Below are 20,629 nucleotides of genomic sequence, written 5' to 3'. Positions count from 1 at the left end.
GTCGCGGTCGCGGACGGCGGCTGGCCTCGCGTGCTCGAACTCGGCGGGCAGCGCCGGCTGCCGTCGGTGGTGTACGCGCCACCGGGTGGCGGCCTGCAGTTCGCCCGTGCGGCGGCGCGGCGTGCCCAGGCCGACCCGGACCGGGCCGGGACCGACCTGCTGCGCCAGCTCGGCGAGAGCGGCCCGATCCTGCTCGGCGGCGCCGCTTACAGCCGCGAGGGTCTGCTCGCCCGCCTGGTCGCCCATCTCGTCGCCCTGGCCGCCGACCAGCTCGGTGGCCCGCCGGACCAGGTGGTGGTGACCTTCCCGACGTTCTGGTCCCCGGGCCGGCGGGAGACCTTCGCCGACGCGATCACCCAGCTCTCCGGGCTGGAGCTGCCGGTCGTGGCCCTCCCCGCGGCCGACGCGATGGGGACGCTGCTCGCCCGCAGTTCGGTGACCCAGACGGTCGACCTCGTCGGCTGGTACGACCTCGGCGCCGGATTCCTCGACACCGCGATCCTGTCCTTCTCGCCGTTCGGGTTCCAGCTCGTCGGCGCCCCGGCGGGGCTGCGCCACGGCGCCGGGCTCGACCTCGACGAGCTGCTGGTGGACCGGGCGCTGGCCGCGGCCGACGTCGCGCCCGCCCGGCTCGACCGGGCCGACGCCGCCACGGGCACCGCGCTCGCCCGGTTGCGCCGCGAGGTCGCCCAGGCCAAGGAGATCCTCGCCGAGGAGGACGAGGTCGACCTGGCGGTGGAGCTGCCCGGTGTCGACGCCTCGGTCACGCTGACCCGCGGCGAGCTGGAGACGCTCGCCGGCCCGATCATCGACGACACCGTCGAGACCTTCCGGCGGGCCCTGCGTTCGGTTGCCGGCCGGCCCCGCGGACCTCTCCCGCATCCTGCTGTCCGGTGGGGTCGCGCACCTGCCGCTGGTGGCGCGCCGGCTGCGGGCCGCCTTCCCGGAGATCGGCCGGATCGAGCACCGCTCGGACGCGGACCTGGCCATGGGCGCGGCGCTGATCGCCGCCGACCTCGCCGACCGTTCCACCAGAGCCGGCGGGGGAGTGTTCGGCGCCGCTTCCGCCATCGCGGGAGCGGGCGGTGCGGCGGCCGGGGCCGCCGAGGAGCCGTACGACACCACCGCGGTGATCCGCCCGCCGGACGCCGCGAGCCTCACGTCGCTGCCCCCGTTCCTGTCCGGGGGCGGGACGCCGCCGCCGGGAGCCGGTGCCGGCGGCGCGGCCGAGCAGAGTGCGGTGACGGTCGCCGCCGGCCCACCGGGTGGGGACGGCGGTGGCGAGCTTGGCCAGCCGGCCGTGACCCCCGGTGCCTATGCCGCGGCCGTGAGCGCCGACGAGACCGGACTACTCCCCGCGGACGGGTCCGCCCGTGGGCGCCGCCGCGGACGCCGGGGGGTCGCATCGCGCTGCGCAGGAAGGCGGTGGCGGGATCTTCGGGTCCCGTCGGGCCCTGGTGGCCGCGGCGATCATCGCCGTTCTGTTCGTCGCCGTCGGGACGACTGCCGGGGTCGTGCTCACGGGACGCGACTCGGGTTCGGGCTCGGATTCCGTGGCCGCCGCCACTGCCTTTCCGACCGCCGATCCGATCCCGGCGTCGTCCAGCCCGACCGCCGAGCCGGCGCCCGCGGCGAACCTCGTGCGGGTCGCGGGCTCCTCCGAGGTCGCCCCCATCACCGAGACCGCCTACAACGAGTTCCGCCAGACCCAGCGCAACGTCACCGTCAGCATCGAGGCGACCAGCACCGAGGACGGTTTCGCGGCCCTGTGCAGAGGCAAGGCCGAACTCGCCGACGCCTCCTTCGAGCTCACCCCGGGAATCCTCAAGGACCCCGGTTGCGCGAAGAAGGTCGTCGGCTTCGAGGTCGCGCACCACACCCTGCCGATCGTGGTCAATCCGCAGAACACCTGGCTGCGCTGCCTCAGCCTCAAGCAGGTCAAGCAGGTGTGGGGTGTCGACTCGTCGGTGACCCGCTGGAGCCAGATCGACAACTCGTTCCCGGACGAACCGATCGCGTTTGTCGGGCCGCCCCACAACTCGGTGCAGGCGGAGGTCTTCAACGCGACCATCAGTGACGCCAGCGACCGCTCCCGCGCCTACCGGCAGGTGGACCTGAGCGGGGGGTTGCCAACGACGTGGCCGGTGACCGGTCGGCCATCGGCTTCCTGGACTACCCCACGTACGCGACGTTCGGTGACCGGCTTCGTGGCGTGGAGATCAACAACGGTGATGGGTGCGTCGCGCCGACCGCGGTGGCCGTCGGCACCGGGCTGTACCTGCCGCTGTGCAAGCCGCTGTTCGTCTACGCCCGCACCGACGCGCTGCGTCGGCCGGCGACCGCCGTCTTCCTGCGCTACTTCCTGGAGAACGGTCGCAAGATCGCCTTCGACGCGCACTACGTGCCGCGCAGCGACGACACGGTCGGGGAGAACGTCGCCAGGCTGGAGAAGCTGACGACGGGAGTGGGACCGGTACCCGCCTGACCGGGCGACCGGCCCACAGAGCGCGCGGGCCGGTTGATCTGCGTGGCAGGGCGGGGGACGCCGGCCGGGCGGTCGCACGGTGCGGCGAGCCTGCCGGCTCTCAGGCCACGGAGTGGGTGACGGTGCAGGTGTAGGTGCCGACGATCACGTTCGTGGGAATGGCCACGGTGAGTGTCGGTTCCCACAAGACGGTGCTCGTGTCGAGATCCGTCGTGGTGGCGGAGAAGGCGGTGCGGGAGGCGGCCAGCGTCACGGCACTCGCCGCGGTGGGCTGGCCGGGGCTGACCGAGGACAGCAGGCCGGTCGTGGCCGTGTCGGGGCCGGACCAGTAGGCCAGCGAGTCCCGGGGGATCGTCTGGTAGGAGGCGCCGGCCCCGGTCGTGCAGTTCGTCGAGGTGACGGTGGCCGTCCACGAGCCGATCACGGCGGTGCTGGTGACGGTTGTTGCCCCCAGCCGGGCGCTGAGCGTGCCGCCGCCGATCGTCTGCGAACCGAGGCTTGCCGTGGCGGGGGCGGTGATGGCCAGCGCCGCCCGGGCCGGGCTGCCGGACCAGGCGACCAGCAGGATGACGAGGACTGTGAGCGCCGAAAACCTGCCTGTCGCCCGTCCGGACACGCGGAGGCTGCTCCGCATCTTGACGACTCCTGGCCAGGTCCGCAGCACGATGCTGGTCTTGCTACCACGACGGACGCGGCCGGGCTTGGACCCGGGGGCGCGGACGGGACGAGTCCGGCCGGCGTGGGGGCCGGTGGGAGACCGGGGAAGGCCGCAGAGACACGCGGTCGTCGCTGATCGTAATGAGTAGATACTCAGGGTGATAGCTTTCGCTGCGTGCCCCGCGGATCACACCTCGCGGTTCCGCAGCAGGGGGAGCTCCGGCCTCAGATAGGGGAGTCAATCCATTGCGTAAGTCATCGCTGTTTCTTCTGAGCGCGGCCGCCGCTGCCGCCGAGCTCCTTGGCACGGCCCTGCCGGCCAACGCCGCGACCGGCGACACCACAGTGCCCCTGAACCTCACCGGAGGGGCCGTGAACATCACGGTCCCGGCCACCGCCACTCTGTTCGGCGCGATCGGCACGACACCCATATCGAACTCCCTCGGGGAGGTTACCGTCACCGACACGACGGGCATCGAAGCGCCGTCCTGGGTAGCCAACGTGTCCACCAGCAACTTCAACGCGTCGACGGGATCCCGGTCTCCCCGCCATCCCCGTGGCGAACATTCACTACTCTCCGGGCACGGTCACCCGGGTGAACAACACGGGAACGGCGACCGACGTCAACTTCACCGCCGAACTCACCCCGGTCCCGACGGTGACGGCCACCGGCGGCTCCGGGATCAACTCGGCGACGTGGAACCCGACGCTGACGGTGGACATCCCGCCTACCGCCGTCGCCGGTACCAACTACACCGCCACGATCACCCACTCCACGGTGCCGTGATCGGGGCTACGGGATGAACAGAGGCACCCTCCTCGGTGCCCTCGCGGTGGTGGCCGGGATGCTCATCCCGGCCACCACCGTTCCTGCCGTGTCGGCCGCGCCCCGCAGCGGGACCGTCAACCCCGACGGGACGTTCGGGATCAGGCTGGTCTAGGTCACCGCGTCGCTGTGGAAGGATCCCCGGTCCCGGCAGTACATCGTCGACCACCTCAACCCGGGTACCACGATGCGCCGCCCGGTGGAGGTCGTGAACAACACCGACAAGCCGATGCGGATCGAGCTGTATCCGGGGGCCGCGAGCCTCGGTGACAGCTCGTTCCACTTTGCCGAGGGCCGCAAGCCCAACGAGCTGACCACCTGGGTCCATGTGGACCGGAGCTCGATCGAGGTCGGCCCGCATGCGCGGGAACAGGCCGAGGTCACCTTCGTCATCCCCCGGGACGCCTCGCCGGGCGAGCACTACGGTGTGCTCTGGGCGCAGGCGGGCAGCGCGGCGCCGGAGGGCAGCGGATTCCAGATGGTCAACCGGGTCGGGATCCGGATGTATCTGGACATCGGCCCCGGCGGGCCGCCCGCCGCCGGCTTCACCATCGCCGCGCTCACCGCGAGCCGCCTGCTCGACGGGCGACTGATGATCGGTACCGAGATCCATAACACCGGTGGCCGGGCGTTGGACATGTCGGGCGAGCTGACGTTGACCAAGGGTCCGGGCGGCCTGCAGGCCGGACCGTTCCGGGCGAACCTCGGGACGACGATCGCCCCGGGGGAGGTCAGCCCGGTCTCGTTCGCACTCGACGGGCAGATACCGGCGGGCCCGTGGACTGCGACGGTGAAGCTGCACAGCGGGCTGGCCGAGCGGACCGCCACGGCGGTGATCCGCTTCCCGGACCGTCGCGGCGCTTCCGAACGGGTCCGAGTGAGTGGCGCCTCCACCCGCCGGGTCGCGGTCACGTCCGCGATCGCGTCACCGGCGGGTCGGTGTTCGGCGTCGGGATGCTGGTCATGCTCGCGCGCCGGTGGCGTCGACGCCGGTCGGCCCCCTGATTCGTGGTCGGCAGGTGATCAGCTCGCGCAGGCGTCGGACCAGGGGATGCCGGGGACGAGCCGGCTCCACTCCGCCCGGCTCAGCGCTGCCCCCGGCTTCGCGCAGGCGCCCTGCCGCAGCCGCGGCGGGTCCAGCGTCCCGAGCAGGATCGTGCCCCTGTCGGTGGTCAGCGCGACGCTCCCCGCGGCGGTCGCGCTCATCGCCCGCACCGGCGAGTCCACGGCGCCCATCGGGATGAGCGCGGGCGCGGAAACGGCGAGATTCGAGTAGGCGACGCTGCCTGCGCTGTCCGCGCTCAGCAACTGGTCGCCGGAGGCGAAGGCGACGGTGGTCACGGGCGCGGCGTGGCCGGGCAGGCGCTTCGCGACCCGAGGGTGGTTCGGGTCGGCAACGTCGGACACCTGCAGGTTCCGGTCGTCGCCCCCGGTGGCCAGCATCCTGCCGTCCGGGCTGAAGGCCACCGTGTTGACGGCTCCGGTGCGGCCCGGCACCGATCCCATCTGCGCGGGGTGGCGCGGGTCGCGCACGTTCCACAGCTGGACGGTGCCACCCACCCCGGCGATGGCGAGCACGGCCCCGTCGGGACGCAGCGCCACCCCGGTCACCGGCCCGGACCGTCCGATCAGCAGTTGAAGGGAGGTGGGCCGGCCGGGGTCGGTGACGTCCCACAGCCCGACCGACCAGTCGACCCCGGCCGTGGCGAGCAGGTGGGCCTTGGTGGACAGGGCCAGGCGGTGCACCGGCGTCGACTGGGCGCCGAGCAGGCGGGGCCTCGTCGGGTCGCTGACGTCCCACAGCCGGCCGGCGTCGGTGGCCCCGCCGGTCGCCAGTGTCCGGCCGCTGCTGTCGAAGACCACCCCGCTGGCGTGGTAGCCGGCCGAGCCCTGCGCGCCGACGGTCGGCCGGCCATCGGCGTCGAGGCGCCACAGGTGCAGCCGGCCGGCGTCGTCGGTGCCGGCGAGCGTCGTGCCGTCCGGGCTGAGCGCGAGATCGGAGTACGCCGACGCGCCGGCGGGCACCCGCACCGAGGTCGACTGCCCGAACGAGGCGATCAGCGCGTCACGGGCGGCGGCGGTCGGGGCGATTGCATAGGCCGCGAGGCTGAGCCGGGCGGCGAGCTGCGGATCCTGGGCGCGACGCGCGGCGGCGTCGGTGGCCAACCGCGTGGACGCCGCTGCTCGCTCGGCCGGGTTCGCGGCGCCCGGCTCGTCGTCGCCCCCCAGGACGATGACCGGGATCGCCACCGCCGCGGCGAGCAGGACGGCGAACGCCCCTGCGAGCACGAGCGTGCGGCGACGGCGCCTGAGCCGGGCGGGCGGCGCGCCCGGCGGAAGGACCGGCACCGGCGACCCGCCGGGCGGTGGGGTGCGGGGCGGGACCGGGGGTGGGGAGGCCAGCGGCGCGGGCGACAGCTGGGTCGCCGGCATCGCCGCGTTGGTGAATCCTTCCTGGGTGATGCGTCCCGCCGCGTCCTCGAAGCTAGCCGTGCCGAGTGGTGGCGTCGCCGGTGTCGGGGCTGCGGCGCCGCGGCCATGGCGCCCCCATCGCCGGGGCTGGGCGGCGGCGGTCTCGGCCGGCATCGCCACCGGCGCCGGCCGAGCGGGTAGCGCCCCGCCGCCGATCAGCGCCGTGCGCAGCTCCTCGGCGCTCGGTCGGGCTCCGGCCTCCTTCGCCATCGCGACCTCGATGAGGCCGCGCAGTTCCCCGCTGACGCCGTCGAGCCGGGGTGGTTCGTTGATGATCCGGTAGAGGATCGCCTCCATCCGGCCGGTGCCGAACGGCGGCTGCCCGGTGGCGGCGAAGACCATGACCGCACCCCAGGAGAAGATGTCGACCGCCGAGGTGATCGGCGCGTCGAGGATCTGCTCGGGCGACATGTAGCCGGGCGTCCCAATGACCTGGCGCACGTTCCGGCTGAGCTCGGTGTCCGTGTTGAACTCACGGGCCAGCCCGAAGTCGATCACCTTCGGGCCGACCGGGGACAGCAGCACGTTGCCGGGGGTGAGATCCCGGTGCACGATGCCGGCGGCGTGGATGGCGCTCAGCGTGGTGGTGACGCTGACGGCGAGCTGCTCGAGGTCGGCGGGCCGCATCGGTCCCCGGACCGACACGTGCCGGGACAGCGTCGGGCCCTCGACGAACTCGGTCACGAGATACGGCTGCGGGCCGTGCGCCTCGGCGTCGAGCACGGCCGCCGTGGTGAACCGGCGCACCCGGCGCGCGCTCTCGGCCTCCCGGGCGAACCGGGCGCGGAACTCCGGGCGCTGCGCGAGTTCCGGCCGGATCACCTTGATGGCCACCGCGCTGCCGTCGGGGGCCCGGCCGAGGAACACCGTGCCCATGTCACCCTGGCCCAGCCGGCCGATCACCTGGTAGGCGCCCAGGCGGCGCGGGTCCTCGGGCTGCAGCGGGCGGGCGGTGTTCCCGGACAACGGCGGTGGTGTCGTCCCCGTCACCGTGCCCCACTCCCGCGGAGGCTGCCTCGGCCCCGCATGCCCCGCCCCGCAAACACGTACGCCGGCACCACATCTTCATACCAGTTGATGATGTAGTGCAGCGTTTCCCGAAGGCGTCAATACTGGCGCGTTCGCGACTCGTGGCCGCTTTCCGGCGTGCTACACAAATGAGTCCGAAGTCTGGGCGGGCTGATTGCGGTACGTCTTGCACGGTTTAACCCTGCAGACCGTACGCACGGTACCGCAACCCTCCCCACGCACCGCGGCAACCGGCCGCTACCGAAGAATGTTCGGGGTCTCAGGTTCTCCCGTTGACGACGGAGCGTGGCACGATCATAACCTTCGATATCTCCCCGATCGCCGACGGAAGGCGATCGATCGCTCTAAGATACGAATTGGATGCCGGGCCGTACCCGGCGTGCCCTGACCCGGGAGGTCGCGTGCTCCGCCGTGCCGCGAAGTTCGAGGTGACGCTGAACCCGACCACGCAGTCCCTGCTCGATCCGATGTCCGCGGAGCCCCGCCAGTTCCTGCTCGACCGGGCCCTGGACGAGGCGGCCGCCGGCATGGTTCCGGGCGCCGCCCGCCCGCGCATCGACACCGCCATCGATGCGGCCGCGCCCGCGGTGGTCGACGGCACCCTGCTCGTCTCCGGCCAGGAGGTGATGCAGACCTGGGAGGCGCCGCTGATGCGGGCGCTGGCACAGGCGGTCACCGCGCGGGGGAGCACGGTGCTGGAGATCGGTTTCGGTCTCGGGCTGTCCGCCGGGTTCGTGCAGGAGGTCGGCCCCGCCCGCCACGTCATCGTGGAGGCGAACCCGCGGACAGCCGAGGTCGCCGGGCAGTGGGCGCGGGCCGACGGCCGGCGCGGCGTGGAGATCGTCACCGGTCGCTGGCAGGACGTCCTGTCCGGGCTCGGCCGGTTCGACGGCGTCCTGTTCGACACGTATCCCATGGACGAGACCGAAGTCGACGAGTACGTCATGCGCGACGCGACCTTCGCCGAGCACTTCTTCGCGCCGGCCGCGGCGGCCCTGGCCGACGGCGGCGCGTTCACCTACTACTCCAACGAGATCGACTCGGTCTCCCGCCGCCACCAGCGCGCGCTGCTGCGCCACTTCCGCACGTTCGGCGTCCAGATCGTCGACGGGCTGCGGCCACCGGAGGACTGCAGCTACTGGTGGGCCTCCTCGATGGCCGTCATCGTGGCCCGCGGCCCCCGACGGGCCTGACCGCGGGCCACGTCTGCGGCCTGTCCTGTCCGGTCAGGCGGGCTGGTGCTCGTTGCGATGCCCGTCGCGGACCACATCGTCGCGGACCACATCGTCGCGGATCTTGCCGACCAGTTCCTCGAGGATGTCCTCCAGCGCGACGAGTCCCAGCACGGAGCCCTGCGCGTCGGTGACCCGGGCGAGATGGGCGCCGGACTGCTGCATCGTCGCGAGTGCCGTGCGCAGGCTGTCGTCGGCGCCGACGTGCGCCAGTGGCCGGATCCACTTCGCGGCCACCGGGCTCGACCGCCGCTCCGGCCGCGTCTCCAGGACGTCCTTCAGGTGCAGGTAGCCGAGCATCTCGTCGCCGGGGTCGTGCACGGGGAAACGGGTGAATCCGGTGCGGGCGGCGAGTTGCTCCACCTGCCGAGGAGTGATCGTCGGCGGGACCGTGACCAGCCCGTCCGGGGCGAGCAGCACGGCGCGCGCCGTGCGCTCCTCGAACGACAACGCCCCCGTCAGCAGCTCGTGTTCGTCGGCGGCGAGCAGGCCCTCACGGTGCGACTGCTCGATGAGGCCGGCGACCTCGTCGCGGGTGAACACGCTGGCCACCTCGTCCTTCGGTTCGACGCCGACGATCCGCAGCGACATGCTCGTCACCGCGTTCAGGAGCATGATCACCGGCTTGCCCAGCCGGACGACGCCGACCAGCAGCGGAGCCAGCAGCAGCACAGCCCGATCCGGCAGGGCGAGCGCGATGTTCTTGGGAACCATCTCGCCGACGACCACGTGCAGGAAGGTCACTGCGGCCAGCGCGATCGCGAAGGACAGCGGGTGCAACAGCGCCGCGGGCAGCCCGGCTGCCTCGAAGGGGCCGTGCAGCAGGTCCGCGATCGCCGGCTCGCCGAGTGCACCCAGCCCGAGGGTGCAGACGGTGACGCCAAGCTGCGCGCCGGCGAGCATCACCGAGACGTTCTCCATCGCGCCGAGGGCGATCCTCGCCAGCCGGGAACCCGCCTGCGCCATCGGCTCGATGCTCGTGCGCCGAGCGGAGATCAGCGCGAACTCGGCGCCGACGAACAGCGCGTTGAGCACCAGCAGCAGGATTGTGGCGGCGATCGCCAGCAGGCCGTTCATCGCTGCGCCACCTGCTCGCGGTGACCCGCGGATCGTTCGCGGTCCCGCGTCCCGGCGGGCCGTCTCGCCGCAGCTGGGTCGTCCGCCACGGTGACCCCCGTCGGGGCCACCGGCTCGAGCCGGATTCGGTCCACCCGCCGGCCGTCCATCCTTTCGACGGTGTAGCGCACCCCCTCGACGGCCGCCGCGTCCCCCGCCCGGGGGATACGACCGAGCGCGCGGGCCACGAGCCCGCCGAGCGTCTGGTAGGTGTCGTCGGTCGGGATCCCGATCCCGGTGATGTTGCTTGCCTCCTCCGGACGCAGCAGGCCGGACAGCAGCCAGGTGCCGTCGTGACGGCGCAGGGCCCGGGGGGAGACCCGATCGTGCTCGTCGACGACGTCGCCGACAATCTCCTCGATCAGATCCTCGGCGGTGACCAGACCGTCCGTGCCGCCGAACTCGTCGACGACGATGGCCATCTGCAGCCCACCGGCGCGCAGCGTCTCCAGCAGCGGCTCCAACAGGAGCGTGGAGGGAACCGTCACCGGCGCGACCATGACCTCGCGCACCGGCGTGCGTTCCCGGTCGTCCTCGGGGACGCCGACCACGTTCTTGATGTGGATCACTCCTACGACGTCGTCGCTGTCCTCGCCGAGCACCGGGAACCGGGAGTGGCCCGTCCGCCGGGTGAGGGTGATGACCTCGCTGATCGGCTCGTCGGCGTGCACCGTGCGCATCCGCATCCGAGGGGTCATCACGTCCTCGGCGGTCCGGTCGCCGAACAGCAGCGAACGCTGCACCAGCGTCGCCGTCTCCTGCGACAGGGTGCCGTGCTCGGCGGACCGGCCAACCAGGGAGAACAGCTCCTGGGCGGAGCGGGCCGAGGCCAGCTCCTCGTGCGGTTTGATGCCGAGCCGGCCCAGCACGGCGTTCGCGGTCGCGTTCAGGAAGCGGATGAGCAGACCCGTGGCCCGGGTGAACATCCGCTGCGGCCCCTGCACCGCCTTGGCCGTGGCGAGCGGATGGGCCAGCGCCAGGTTCTTCGGCACGAGCTCGCCGAAGACCATCGTCACCGCGGTGGCGAGCACCATCGCGACCGCCACGGACAACGCGTCGGCCAGCCCGGCGGTGGCGCCGAGCGAGGTCAGCGGCCCGCGCAGCAGGTCGGCGATGGCGGGCTCGGTCAGGAAACCGATCGCCAGGTTCGTGACCGTGATCCCGAGCTGGGCCCCGGACAGCTGGGTGGACAGGCCGCGCAACGCGGCGAGTACACCCCGGGCACCTCGCTCGCCCCGGTCGGCGGCTCTTTCCACCGTCGGCCGGTCGGCGGTGACGAGTGCGAACTCGGCCGCCACGAAGACCCCGCAGGCGGCGACGAGAGCCAGGCCGAGAATCAGTAGAAGCGCCTCGATCATCGGTCGACCCCCGCGGGCGCTTCTCCACGCGTGGGCCGGCCGGAACTACATCCGGCGTCGTCGGAGTCCTTCATGATCCCTTCCGTTTGGTCCGGGTCGGCCCGCCGCTGGCCTTACCCGCATCACGCGGGTCCAACGCGCCGGGCAGCCCGTCCGTTTCACGATGACCTGTGGTCGGCGGACGGTCCAGACCTCGAGCGGTGTTCGGTAGAAGATCACTGTGTTGTCTCGGGGGCCGGATGCCGACCGTCGGGGATGCCGAGTCGACCGAGTCGGCGTGTCGTGGGCCTGGGCGGCTGTCAGGATGGGAGAAAACAGCTTGGTTCCGATACGCCGGAATTCCTCACGTGTCACGGAGTGTGACAGCGGGAAGAAGCCGGGTGCCGTCACCCAGCCGCCGGACGAGGAGGTCGCCATGCATTGGCTCCAGACACGGTCCGCGTCGATCCCCACCCCGCCCGATCGGGCGCCCGCACGCCCCTTCTACCGCAGGGTGGGCTGGTTTCCTTACCCGGCAACACCGGGACCGCGGCCGACGCCGCGGATCGCATCGAGGGCGACGCTCCTGCTGGGGGCTGTGACCCTGACGCTGGCCACAGCCTGCGCTGGGAGCTCCATGGGTGCGAAGGCCCCAGCTAAGGTGATCGTGCCCCGCGGTGGCCCGCCCGCCGGGTGGTCAGCCACCCCGACCCCGATCCGGACCCCGACGACGGCCACCGCCACGCCGGCCTCGACGGTTCCGGCCGCGGGTGTCACCCCGCCGGCCGGCGGGCTGTGCCCCACCTCCCAGCTGGCGGTGCGCTCCGCCGGCGGTGAGGGTGCGGCCGGCAGCACGTACGAGAACCTGGTGCTGACCAACATCGGCACCACGTCCTGCGCGGTGCGCGGCTTCCCCGGCGTCTCCTACCTCGACGCCGCGGGCCGTCAGGTCGGCGCGGCCGCGGTCCGGTCCGGGCCGGCGGGCTCGACGGTCCGGCTGGCCCCCGGCGCCTTGGCCACGGCGACTCTGCGCACCGTGCACCCCGGCATCCAGGAGGGCTGCACCGAACCGGGGCAGAGCACACCCGTCGCGGCGTTGCGGATCTTCCCGCCGGCGAACACGACGGCCCTGCGGCTGACGCTGCCCGGCGTCTCGGCCTGCAGCAGTCCGACCGTGCAGCAGCTGTCCGTGGCCGCCTTCACCCGCTGACCGCCTTCACCGCTGACCGCCGCCGACCCTGATGGTGGCGGTCAGCCGACGGCGAGGCCGGCGGCACCGACGGTGCTCAGGGCGATGTCGACATAGCGTCCGCTGATCTCCACCGGGGTGAGGGGCCCGTCCGGGTGGTACCAGCCGGTGATCGAACGCAGCATGCCCAGCAGCGCCCGGGAGGTGTCCGCGGGGCTGGTCATCTGGAACATCCCGCGGCTGTTGCCGTCGACGAGGATGTCGAGCAGCAGGGTCTCGAGCTCCTTGCGCTTCGCGGCGTAGCTGCGGCGGTTCGCCGGCTCCAGGTAGCGCAGCTCGGAGTCGAGCACGGCCATGCGCACCCGGTGCGCCATGAACAGCGTCATCGACTCGACGAACGCGACGAAGCGGGCGCGGACGGGTGCGTCCTGGCCCACCTCGGCGAGCGCGGCGCGGGCCCGGCCGAGCGCGTCCTCGATCCCCAGGTCCAGCAGCGCCACGAGGATGCCCTGCTTGCTGGCGTAGTGGTAGTAAAGCGCGGGCACCGTGACGCCGGCTCGGCGTGCGATGTCCCGCACCGTCGTGCCGTGATATCCGTGCTCGTAGAGAGCGTCCATCGCACCCTGCAGGATCGGGGTGAGCTGAGGCGGGGCGAACTCGCGCCAGTTCGCCGCCTTCAGCACGGGTCCTGCCGTCACGATGGGCCTCCCGGACGTGGCTGGTCCTGTCCAGTGTGGACCGGGCGGTGCCGCGGATGGATTCGGACCACTTACGGGGAGTGCGCTCCACCGCTCCACCGCTCCGACGCGCTCGGGGCAATCGATCTTCGGGCTGGTGCCGTCGACGGGCCAGGCCGCCGACGGCACCGCGTCACCCGCTGCGACCGTCGAAGGGCTCGAAGGTCAGAGGCGTTCGATGATGGTGGCGTTGGCCATGCCGCCGCCCTCGCACATCGTCTGCAGGCCGTAACGGCCGCCGGTGGCCTCCAGGTAGTTGACCATGGTGGTCAGCAGGCGGCCACCCGAGCCGCCCAGGGCGTGGCCGAGCGCGATCGCCCCGCCACGCGGGTTGAGCTTGGCCGGGTCGGCCCCGGTGTCACGGGCCCAGGCCAGGGGCACCGGCGCGAACGCCTCGTTGACCTCGAAGGCGTCGATGTCGTCGATGGACAGCCCGGAGCGCTGGAGGGCCTTGCGGGTCGCCGGGATGGGGGCGGTCAGCATGAGCAGCGGGTCGTCGCCGGCCAACGCGAAGGTGTGGAAGCGGGCCCGGGGCCGCAGGCCGAGTTCGTTGGCCTTCGTCTCGCTCATGATCAGCAAGGCGGAGGCGCCGTCGGTCAGCGGTGAGGAGTTGCCCGGGGTGATGCTCCAGGCGATCTCCGGGAAGCGCGCGGCCCACTGCTCGGTGTAGAAGGACGGCTTGAGCTGCTGCAGGCCCTCGAAGGTGGTCGTGGGCCGGACGGTCTGGTCGACGAGGTGCTGGGCCGTCGTGCCGTCCGGCAGGGTGATCTCCACGGGGACGATCTCGCCTGCGAAGTCGCCGGCAGCCGCGGAGGCCGCGGCGAGCTGGTGCGAACGGGCGGAGAAGGCGTCGAGGTCCTCGCGGGTGAGCTTCCAGCGCGCGGCGATCAGTTCGGCGCCGATGCCCTGGTTGGCCAGGCCCTCCGGGTAGCGGGCGCGGAACCCGGGGCCGTTGGGGTCCTTGCCGATGACCGCGGCGCCCATCGGCACCCGGCTCATCGACTCCACTCCGCCGGCGATGACGATGTCGTACGCCCCCGCGATGACGCCCTGCGCGGCGAAGTGGGTGGCCTGCTGGCTCGACCCGCACTGGCGGTCGATGGTCGTGGCGGGCACCGAGTCGGGGAAGCCCGCGGACAGCAGGGCGGTGCGACCGATGTTCAGCGACTGCTCGCCGACCTGGCCGACACAGCCCGCGATCACATCGTCGACCAGCGCGGGGTCGAGGTCGTTGCGCGTGACCAATGCCTTGAGCACCGTGGCCAGCAGCTCCACCGGGTGGGTTTCGGACAGTGCCCCACCGGGCTTGCCGCGACCCGACGCCGTCCGGACCGCATCGACGATGACTGCGTTTTCCACGGGATCTCCCTCGTCACCAGCGTGGCAGACCGATCCGCCACCCTGTCCGTGCTGCCCACCTGATGTCCAGCATTCGCGCCGATGTCTAGCGCTCGCTAAGTAGACCATCGCACGGACCGCATTGACGTGTACGGTCCTGCCACCGGTCGGCCGGGCCTGCGCCGGGCGGGTGGCTGCCGTGTGCTGCTTCGCGATCGTTCGAGTTGACGTTACGAGACTGCTTCTGCTGCCTCAACAGGCAGATTGGATTGACAATTCCATACGAGATGGGGACCGCGGCGTGTCTACGCCGCCAGGGATGTCAACGGAGCAGTCTCGGCGGACGGCCGACGGGGGTGCCGGCGGCCACGCGGTCGGCGATCCACCCGCGCAGGCCGGCGACGTCCACGTCGTGCGGCGGGTACTCGGCATAGGGCGCCAGGTTGTCCGAGGCGCGGCCCAGCACGGCCACGCCGCCGCGGACGTTGCCGCGGGCCAGGTGAGTGACTCCGACGGCGAGCTGGGTCAGCCCGCGCCACAGGTTACGTTCGACGTCGTCCGCGGACTTCCAGGCCGCCTCGAGCACCTCGTGTGCCTGGAAGGGATGGCCGGTGTCCAGCAGATGCTGGGCGGCGGCGAGCGCGGCCCGCGGCGGCAGCGAGGTCGGCAGCTCCAGCGGCGGTACTCCGGCCACCCCCGGCGGCAGGAAACGACCGAGCGCGTCGCGGGGCCGTTCGGCGGTCTCGGCTACCGGGTCGGGATGGTCGCCCCGGCCTGGACGGTGGCGCACAAGCTCGCCGCCGTCGGGGTGCCCGGGGTCTCTGGAAGTGGTCATCTCGGCCAGTGTGACCAGCAGGTCGGGGGCTTGTCCTGCGCTGCGGCGCCGGGTGGCCGATCTGGGCGCGCGTCGGTGCCCCGACCGGCCGCAATCGCGACGGACCGCGGGTCCCCGGTGCCCGCGGGATCGCGGCGGGCACCGGGGGAGGGGCCGGCGTTGCGGCTCAGCGGCCGGCGGCGGCGCGCAGCGCGTCGGCGCGGTCGGTGCGCTCCCAGGTGAAGTCGGGTAGCGGCCGGCCGAAATGGCCGTAGGCCGCGGTCTGGCGGTAGATCGGCCGCAGCAGGTCGAGGTCGCGGATGATCGCAGCGGGCCGCAGGTCGAACACCTCGGTGACAGCCCGGGTGATCTCGGCCACCGGCAGCGTCTCGGTGCCGAAGGTCTCGACGAACAGGCCCACCGGCTCGGCCTTCCCGATCGCGTAGGCGACCTGGAGCTCCGCCCGGCGGGCCAGGCCGGCCGCGACGACGTTCTTGGCGACCCAGCGCAGCGCGTAGGCGGCCGACCGGTCGACCTTGGACGGGTCCTTGCCGGAGAAGGCGCCACCGCCGTGACGGGCGTACCCGCCGTAGGTGTCGATGATGATCTTTCGGCCGGTCAGACCCGCATCGCCGATCGGCCCGCCGATCTCGAACCGGCCGGTCGGGTTGACCAGCAACCGGTAGCCGTCCACCTCCAGGCCGAGGTTCTCCTCCGCCAGCCGCTTGAGCTCGGGCGTGATGACCTGGTCGCGGATATCGGGGATGAGGCGGGTCGCGAGGTCGACGTCCGCGGCATGGTGCGCCGAGACCACGACGGTGTCCAGCCGCACCGGCTGGTCGTCGTCGTACTCGATCGTCACCTGGGTCTTGCCGTCTGGGCGCAGGTAGGGCAGCACGCCCTCGTGACGGACCTGGGACAGCCGCTGGGCGAGCCGGTGCGCCAGGGTGATCGGCAGCGGGAGCAGGTCGGGCGTCTCGTCGCTGGCGTAGCCGAACATGATTCCCTGATCGCCGGCGCCCTGCTGGGCGAGCAGGTCCTCGCCGCCCTCGACCCGGGCCTCGTAGGCCCTGTCGATGCCCTGGGCGATGTCGGGGGACTGCGAGCCGATCGAGACCAGCACGCCGACGGTGGCCCCGTCGAAGCCGGTTGCGGCGTCGTAGCCGATCTCGGTGAGCGTGCGTCGTACCACCGAGGTCACGTCCACAGGGGCGGAGCTGGTGACCTCGCCGGCCACGTGGACGTGACCCGTGGTCAGCAGGGTCTCGACCGCGACCCGGGCGCTCGGGTCGACGGCCAGGTAGGCGTCGAGCAGAGCGTCGCTGATCTGATCGGCCAACTTGTCGGGATGACCCTCGGTTACGGACTCCGACGTGAACAGGCGGCGGGACATACGGGACCTCGTTTCGATGCGTCGCGAGAAGGGGCCAGGCCGCCCGGAATGCTGGGCGGCGACGGCATCCGGTGCGGCCTGGTGGCAGCCGGGACCGCCTGGCGTAGCGGAGAGGGACTGGCTGGTCGGGCGGACCCCCGAGCGCCGTATCCGGCCGGCGCAGGATGGTCGGGATGCGGGGCCGGTGCAATGCGTTGGGAGAGAGCCCGCACGGAAGAACAGAGCTGGCGGACTCGCGCGGCGATGGTCACAGGCCGCCTCGCGACATCGGCGGGGCGGCCTGGCGCTGACGGACCCCAGGAGTGCGCTGAGTGCGTGAGAACCCCGCGCGGCTCAGCGCGCAGTACAGATGGCGGAGCTCACGAGGGCGAAGTCGACGTGACCACGCGTGACGAGGACGGCCGAACGCTGCACGTGATGATCTCATCACGGGCGCCGAGCCGGCGTCAATAGCGCCGGGCCGTGGGCGCGCCTTGTCTCACCGTGGCCGCCATGCCAGAGTGGGATCATGCCGGCCCTGGACGACTTCGCGTCCTGGGCCGCGGCCGGCCGGCGGTGATGGTGCGCCGCCGGGTCCCGCTCGTGCGCCGGGGAGCGGTTGACCTCATGCGGGTCGCCAGCCGTCTCTGTTGTTGACCTGATCGCTGGCTCCTGCGCGTCGCGCCGCTGTGCGGCCGCCGCGTGGGGCGCAGCGGCCGGCGTCCGTCGCGTTCTTACTCACTGTCATGTGGCGTCCCGCCCCGTGGATCGGTCGTCCTCGTCGGGATCGGGTCGCCGCGCGGAGGTGGCGTGCTTATGTCCCAGGCCGATCGCGTGTCCCAGGCCGGGCGCGTGCCGTTGTCCGTGCTCGACCTGTCACCCCGGTCGCAGGGTGCGTCCGCGGGCGACGCGTTGCGCAACACCCTCGACCTCGCCCGGCGTACCGAGAAGTTCGGCTACCACCGGTACTGGCTCGCCGAGCATCATCTGGTGCCCGGTGTCGTCTCCTCGGCGCCGGCTGTGGTCATCGCGCTCGTGGCCGATGCGACGACCCGGATCCGGGTCGGCTCGGGAGCGGTCCAGATGGGCCATCACACCGCGGTGACCGTCGCGGAGGAATTCGGCACCCTTGCCCAGATCCATCCGGCCCGGATCGATCTCGGGCTTGGGCGCCCCGCCGTCGACCGGCTGTTCGCCGCGGCGAACAGCAATGGCCAGCCGCCCGGATCCGACCAGCCTGCCGCCGCGTCCGCTCCCGCCGCGACTGCTCCCGCCGCGTCCGGTGCCGCCGCGACTGTCATCGACGGGCTGTTGTTGCCGGCGCCGCCCCGGATGCGGGTGAACGTCGAGCGGTTGCGCCGCCAGTTCGCGCTCGTCGGCTACCGGCCGGGCGCCGAAGACGAGTATGGCCAGCAGGTCCGCGACATTCAGGCGTTCCTGCGGGGCGACTACCGGACCGCCGAGGGCGAGCACCTGACGGTGCCGGCTGCGGAGGGGGCCGACCTGCAGATCTGGGTCCTCGGCTCCAGCGCGGGCGCGAGCGCCCGAACGGCCGGCGAGCTGGGCCTGCCATTCGTCGCGAACTACCACGTCTCGCCGGCCTCGGTGCTCGCGGCCGTGCGGGCCTACCGGGACGCCTTCGTCCCGTCGGCGACCTTCGACCGGCCCTACGTGATGGTCTCGGCGGACGTGGTCGTCGGCCCGGATGACGATACGGCCGCCGAGCTCGCCTCGCCCTACGGGCTGTGGGTGCTGAGCATCCGGTCCGGGGAGGGCGCCCGCCCCTTCCTGAGCCCGGCCGAGGCGGCGGCCCACCGGTGGACCCCGGAGGAACGCGCCCTCGTCGTCGACCGGGTCGAGACCCAGTTCGTCGGCGGTCCCGCCACCGTCGCGCGCAAGCTGGAGACGTTGCGCAACGTCACCGGAGCAGACGCGACGATCACGCATGACCACGCGGACCGGGTGCGCTCGTATGAGCTGCTCGCCGAGGAATGGCACTGATCGTCCGGGAGCGGTCGAGCCTGGGCTCGGGCCGGCATCCCTTTGCATCGGTCCTGATCGCTGGCTACCGTGGACCTCGGTGAGTGACGCCGGGAGCGGCGACACCCGCGGGTGAAGGTCTGCACCCGCGCGGGTGACGGTGGAGGAGGTCTCGTGTTCGGCGACCGGTCTGGGATCGCGGCGGCGCCGCGTCCTCGGTTCGGCGCCGGAATGCACGAGCTCACGCACCGTCGGCACATCGACACCTGCCGAGTCAGCGCGACCGCCTGTCCCCGCTGACGTCCCAGCCTCTCTGACCTTCCCGCGCCACGGGTCTGACGGCTCCCCGCCCTCGGGCCGTGCCGTCGCCGGACCGGAGCTCGGAACCGACCGGTGACCCGGGGCGGAAGGTCGTCGACACCGGCAGGAATGGCGTTGGTCATGACCAGTCCCCTTGCATCATCCGAACAGCCCGAACCCCCCGGCCGGCCCGGGCCCGCGCAAACCGGCTTCACGCTGCGTGCGGCGCACGTCCTCGACGCGACCGGCCGATTCGGTGAGCCGCTTGACATCGCGGTGCGCGACGGCGTCGTGCGGGCCGTCGGGCCCCCTCTCGGCCTCGACCGGGACGCCGTCGACATCGACGCCCGCGGCCTGTGGCTGATGCCCGGGGTCGTTGACTGCCACGCGCACGTGACCCAGTCGACCTACGACCAGTTCGAGCTGGTGACGGCCCCGCTGTCCGCACGCTACCTGCAGACGGCGGACGCGCTGCGGGCGTCGTTGCAGGGCGGCGTCACCTATCTGCGCGACGCCGGCGGCGCCGACGCGGGTATCCGCGACGCGCTCGTGGCGGGCAGCGTGCCGGGCCCGCGGCTCGCGGTCTGCATCGTCGCGCTGAGCCGCTCCGGGCGCCACGGTGACGGGGGCATCCTCGGCCCCGGGTTGGAGTCCGCCGACGATGTCCTCGGCCCCGACTATCCCGGTCGGCCGCCGCAGTCGCCGAGGCGACCCGTTACCGCCGGCCGGTGATGATGCACGCCCTCGGCGAGCGGGCGGTCGTGGCGGCGGTCGCCGCCGGCGCGCGCTCCGTCGAGCACGGCCTCGGGCTGAGTGAACGTGCTGCCGCGGCGATGGCCGTCCGCGGTGTGACGTTGGTGCCGACCCTGACGCCCTACCGTGACCTGGCCGCGCTGGCGAGCACCGGCGTGCTGCCGGGCTGGGCGGTGGAGCGCGCGGAGGCGACCGCCACCTCGCTTGCCGAGACGATCGCCGTGGCCCGCGCGGCGGGGGTGCCCATCGCGCTGGGCAGCGACGCCCGGCACCGCACCCGCCACGGCGCCAACCTCGCCGAGATCAGCCAGCTGCGACGGTCGGGGCTCACGGCGCCCGAGGCGTTGCTCGCGGCGACCGCCACCGGGGCGAGGCTGTGTGGGGTGGGGGACCGGCTGGGGCGGATCGCCGTCGGCTACACGTTCGACGCGATCCTGCTCGACGAGGACCCGGCGGACCTGCGGCTCTTTGAACAGCCGGGCGCGGTCAGCGGTGTCTTCCTCGGCGGCCGCCCGGTGCTGGCGCATCCGCGGCTGCCCGCCTCGATGACGGGTTCGGCGGCGCCGCCCACGCACCTGGTGCCGAACGCTGCCGATCGGGCGGCCGCCGGCCGGGTGCTTCCGTCGGGGCCCGCCATCGGCTGACCGGTGCGCCGCTCCGCCGGGATCGGTCTGCAATCATCCACCTCCAACCGGCGCCGCGGCCGTTTTCCCGACATACTTTCTCCGCGCTTTTCTGGTTATTTCCGAAGCGTGCTGCGGCGGTTGCCCATCGAGATGCGGATCCGCTTGCGAAAGCTATCGTCGGAGGAGCCAGGCCGGATTGGGACACCCGTCTGGCCGTGGGTTTCCCGGTATGGCGGACAAGCCGCCGACCGTACCTCGGAGGTTTCTGATGCAGCACACCGAGATGATCAATGAGAACATGCGGAAGGCCATTGAGCCATTCCCGGCGTCGATTTGTGAGGTTGGGTAATTGTTGCGGGGTGTGAG

At 72.5% G+C, this 20,629-nt stretch carries 16 protein-coding genes and 2 pseudogenes; 10 read left to right on the top strand and 8 right to left on the bottom strand.

Annotated elements, in window-relative coordinates; all coding sequences use genetic code 11:
* Window positions 1-30 precede the first annotated feature (30 nt).
* The 3 genes and pseudogenes from G6R25_RS26715 to G6R25_RS26705 all read left to right on the top strand — a co-directional run.
* A pseudogene (locus G6R25_RS26715) lies at window positions 31-786 on the top strand (Hsp70 family protein); the annotation flags it as partial.
* 587 nt (window positions 787-1,373) lie between these two features.
* Window positions 1,374-2,021 (top strand): annotated as a pseudogene (locus G6R25_RS29610) (substrate-binding domain-containing protein); the annotation flags it as partial.
* A 116-nt stretch (window positions 2,022-2,137) separates the two neighbouring features.
* A complete protein-coding gene (locus G6R25_RS26705; RefSeq protein WP_235947996.1) occupies window positions 2,138-2,485 on the top strand; it encodes a type 2 periplasmic-binding domain-containing protein in 348 nt (115 codons plus the stop codon).
* 100 nt (window positions 2,486-2,585) lie between these two features.
* Here G6R25_RS26705 and G6R25_RS10655 read toward each other — a convergent pair whose 3' ends face one another.
* On the bottom strand, window positions 2,586-3,119 hold the full coding sequence (locus tag G6R25_RS10655; protein ID WP_163552852.1) for a hypothetical protein: 534 nt from the start codon (window positions 3,117-3,119) through the stop codon (window positions 2,586-2,588).
* A gap of 618 nt (window positions 3,120-3,737) precedes the next feature.
* On the opposite strand from G6R25_RS10655, the gene G6R25_RS10650 reads away from it, so the two are divergent.
* Window positions 3,738-3,929: a hypothetical protein gene (locus G6R25_RS10650; protein ID WP_136449609.1), complete on the top strand. Its 192-nt coding sequence runs from the start codon at window positions 3,738-3,740 to the stop codon at window positions 3,927-3,929.
* 13 nt (window positions 3,930-3,942) lie between these two features.
* Window positions 3,943-4,083 carry a hypothetical protein gene (locus tag G6R25_RS10645; RefSeq protein WP_161983157.1) on the top strand — a complete coding sequence of 47 codons (141 nt, stop codon included), beginning with the start codon at window positions 3,943-3,945 and terminating at the stop codon, window positions 4,081-4,083.
* Between the two features lie 908 nt (window positions 4,084-4,991).
* Here the strand turns inward: G6R25_RS10645 and G6R25_RS10640 are convergent.
* On the bottom strand, window positions 4,992-7,430 hold the full coding sequence (locus G6R25_RS10640) for a WD40 repeat domain-containing serine/threonine protein kinase (protein WP_163552851.1): 2,439 nt from the start codon (window positions 7,428-7,430) through the stop codon (window positions 4,992-4,994).
* A gap of 440 nt (window positions 7,431-7,870) precedes the next feature.
* On the opposite strand from G6R25_RS10640, the gene G6R25_RS10635 reads away from it, so the two are divergent.
* Window positions 7,871-8,662 carry a class I SAM-dependent methyltransferase gene (locus G6R25_RS10635; RefSeq protein WP_163552850.1) on the top strand — a complete coding sequence of 264 codons (792 nt, stop codon included), beginning with the start codon at window positions 7,871-7,873 and terminating at the stop codon, window positions 8,660-8,662.
* Window positions 8,663-8,695: 33 nt separating this feature from the next.
* On the opposite strand, the gene G6R25_RS10630 is transcribed toward G6R25_RS10635, so the two are convergent.
* Together G6R25_RS10630 and G6R25_RS10625 are read right to left on the bottom strand one after the other, a co-directional pair.
* The gene (locus G6R25_RS10630) at window positions 8,696-9,778 is read right to left on the bottom strand and encodes a hemolysin family protein (RefSeq protein ID WP_163552849.1); all 1,083 of its coding nucleotides are present in this window, start codon (window positions 9,776-9,778) and stop codon (window positions 8,696-8,698) included.
* Window positions 9,775-11,175 carry a hemolysin family protein gene (locus G6R25_RS10625; protein ID WP_235947994.1) on the bottom strand — a complete coding sequence of 467 codons (1,401 nt, stop codon included), beginning with the start codon at window positions 11,173-11,175 and terminating at the stop codon, window positions 9,775-9,777. The genes G6R25_RS10630 and G6R25_RS10625 overlap by 4 nt, the downstream gene beginning before the upstream one ends.
* A 616-nt stretch (window positions 11,176-11,791) precedes the next feature.
* On the opposite strand from G6R25_RS10625, the gene G6R25_RS10620 reads away from it, so the two are divergent.
* Window positions 11,792-12,364, top strand: a complete 573-nt coding sequence (locus tag G6R25_RS10620) for a DUF4232 domain-containing protein (protein WP_163552848.1) — start codon at window positions 11,792-11,794, stop codon at window positions 12,362-12,364.
* Window positions 12,365-12,405: 41 nt separating this feature from the next.
* Here G6R25_RS10620 and G6R25_RS10615 read toward each other — a convergent pair whose 3' ends face one another.
* The 4 genes from G6R25_RS10615 to metK all read right to left on the bottom strand — a co-directional run bounded on the left by G6R25_RS10615 (window position 12,406) and on the right by metK (window position 16,625).
* Window positions 12,406-13,041 carry a TetR/AcrR family transcriptional regulator gene (locus G6R25_RS10615; RefSeq protein ID WP_136447577.1) on the bottom strand — a complete coding sequence of 212 codons (636 nt, stop codon included), beginning with the start codon at window positions 13,039-13,041 and terminating at the stop codon, window positions 12,406-12,408.
* A gap of 204 nt (window positions 13,042-13,245) precedes the next feature.
* Entirely contained in the window at window positions 13,246-14,439 is a 1,194-nt protein-coding gene (locus tag G6R25_RS10610; RefSeq protein WP_163552847.1) for a thiolase family protein, read from the bottom strand.
* 301 nt (window positions 14,440-14,740) lie between these two features.
* Window positions 14,741-15,253 carry a DUF309 domain-containing protein gene (locus tag G6R25_RS10605; RefSeq protein WP_163552846.1) on the bottom strand — a complete coding sequence of 171 codons (513 nt, stop codon included), beginning with the start codon at window positions 15,251-15,253 and terminating at the stop codon, window positions 14,741-14,743.
* A gap of 166 nt (window positions 15,254-15,419) precedes the next feature.
* Window positions 15,420-16,625: a methionine adenosyltransferase gene (gene metK / locus G6R25_RS10600; protein ID WP_163552845.1), complete on the bottom strand. Its 1,206-nt coding sequence runs from the start codon at window positions 16,623-16,625 to the stop codon at window positions 15,420-15,422.
* Between the two features lie 795 nt (window positions 16,626-17,420).
* On the opposite strand from metK, the gene G6R25_RS10595 reads away from it, so the two are divergent.
* The 3 genes from G6R25_RS10595 (at window position 17,421) to G6R25_RS28800 (ending at window position 20,281) form a co-directional block, all read left to right on the top strand.
* Complete coding sequence (locus tag G6R25_RS10595) at window positions 17,421-18,605, top strand: LLM class flavin-dependent oxidoreductase (protein ID WP_163552844.1); 1,185 nt, start codon at window positions 17,421-17,423, stop codon at window positions 18,603-18,605.
* Window positions 18,606-19,025: 420 nt separating this feature from the next.
* Complete coding sequence (locus tag G6R25_RS28805) at window positions 19,026-19,616, top strand: amidohydrolase family protein (protein ID WP_268904121.1); 591 nt, start codon at window positions 19,026-19,028, stop codon at window positions 19,614-19,616.
* Between the two features lie 2 nt (window positions 19,617-19,618).
* On the top strand, window positions 19,619-20,281 hold the full coding sequence (locus tag G6R25_RS28800) for an amidohydrolase family protein (RefSeq protein WP_268904120.1): 663 nt from the start codon (window positions 19,619-19,621) through the stop codon (window positions 20,279-20,281).
* The last annotated feature ends 348 nt before the right edge of the window (window positions 20,282-20,629 follow it).

Source organism: Candidatus Frankia alpina, from assembly GCF_902806485.1.
GTDB classification, from domain to species: Bacteria; Actinomycetota; Actinomycetes; order Frankiales; family Frankiaceae; genus Frankia; species Frankia alpina.
This window is presented reverse-complemented; position numbering and strand designations above follow the sequence as displayed.

Bases quoted from the DNA above. Each gene is read 5' to 3' on its own strand.
- G6R25_RS10625 (WP_235947994.1), bottom strand. From the start codon at position 11,175: ATGATCGAGGCGCTTCTACTGATTCTCGGCCTGGCTCTCGTCGCCGCC.
- G6R25_RS10655 (WP_163552852.1), bottom strand. From the start codon at position 3,119: ATGCGGAGCAGCCTCCGCGTGTCCGGACGGGCGACAGGCAGGTTTTCG.
- G6R25_RS10645 (WP_161983157.1), top strand. From the start codon at position 3,943: ATGAACAGAGGCACCCTCCTCGGTGCCCTCGCGGTGGTGGCCGGGATG.
- G6R25_RS28800 (WP_268904120.1), top strand. From the start codon at position 19,619: ATGCACGCCCTCGGCGAGCGGGCGGTCGTGGCGGCGGTCGCCGCCGGC.
- G6R25_RS28805 (WP_268904121.1), top strand. From the start codon at position 19,026: ATGACCAGTCCCCTTGCATCATCCGAACAGCCCGAACCCCCCGGCCGG.
- G6R25_RS10630 (WP_163552849.1), bottom strand. From the start codon at position 9,778: ATGAACGGCCTGCTGGCGATCGCCGCCACAATCCTGCTGCTGGTGCTC.
- metK (WP_163552845.1), bottom strand. From the start codon at position 16,625: ATGTCCCGCCGCCTGTTCACGTCGGAGTCCGTAACCGAGGGTCATCCC.
- G6R25_RS10620 (WP_163552848.1), top strand. From the start codon at position 11,792: ATGGGTGCGAAGGCCCCAGCTAAGGTGATCGTGCCCCGCGGTGGCCCG.
- G6R25_RS10595 (WP_163552844.1), top strand. From the start codon at position 17,421: ATGTCCCAGGCCGATCGCGTGTCCCAGGCCGGGCGCGTGCCGTTGTCC.
- G6R25_RS10605 (WP_163552846.1), bottom strand. From the start codon at position 15,253: ATGACCACTTCCAGAGACCCCGGGCACCCCGACGGCGGCGAGCTTGTG.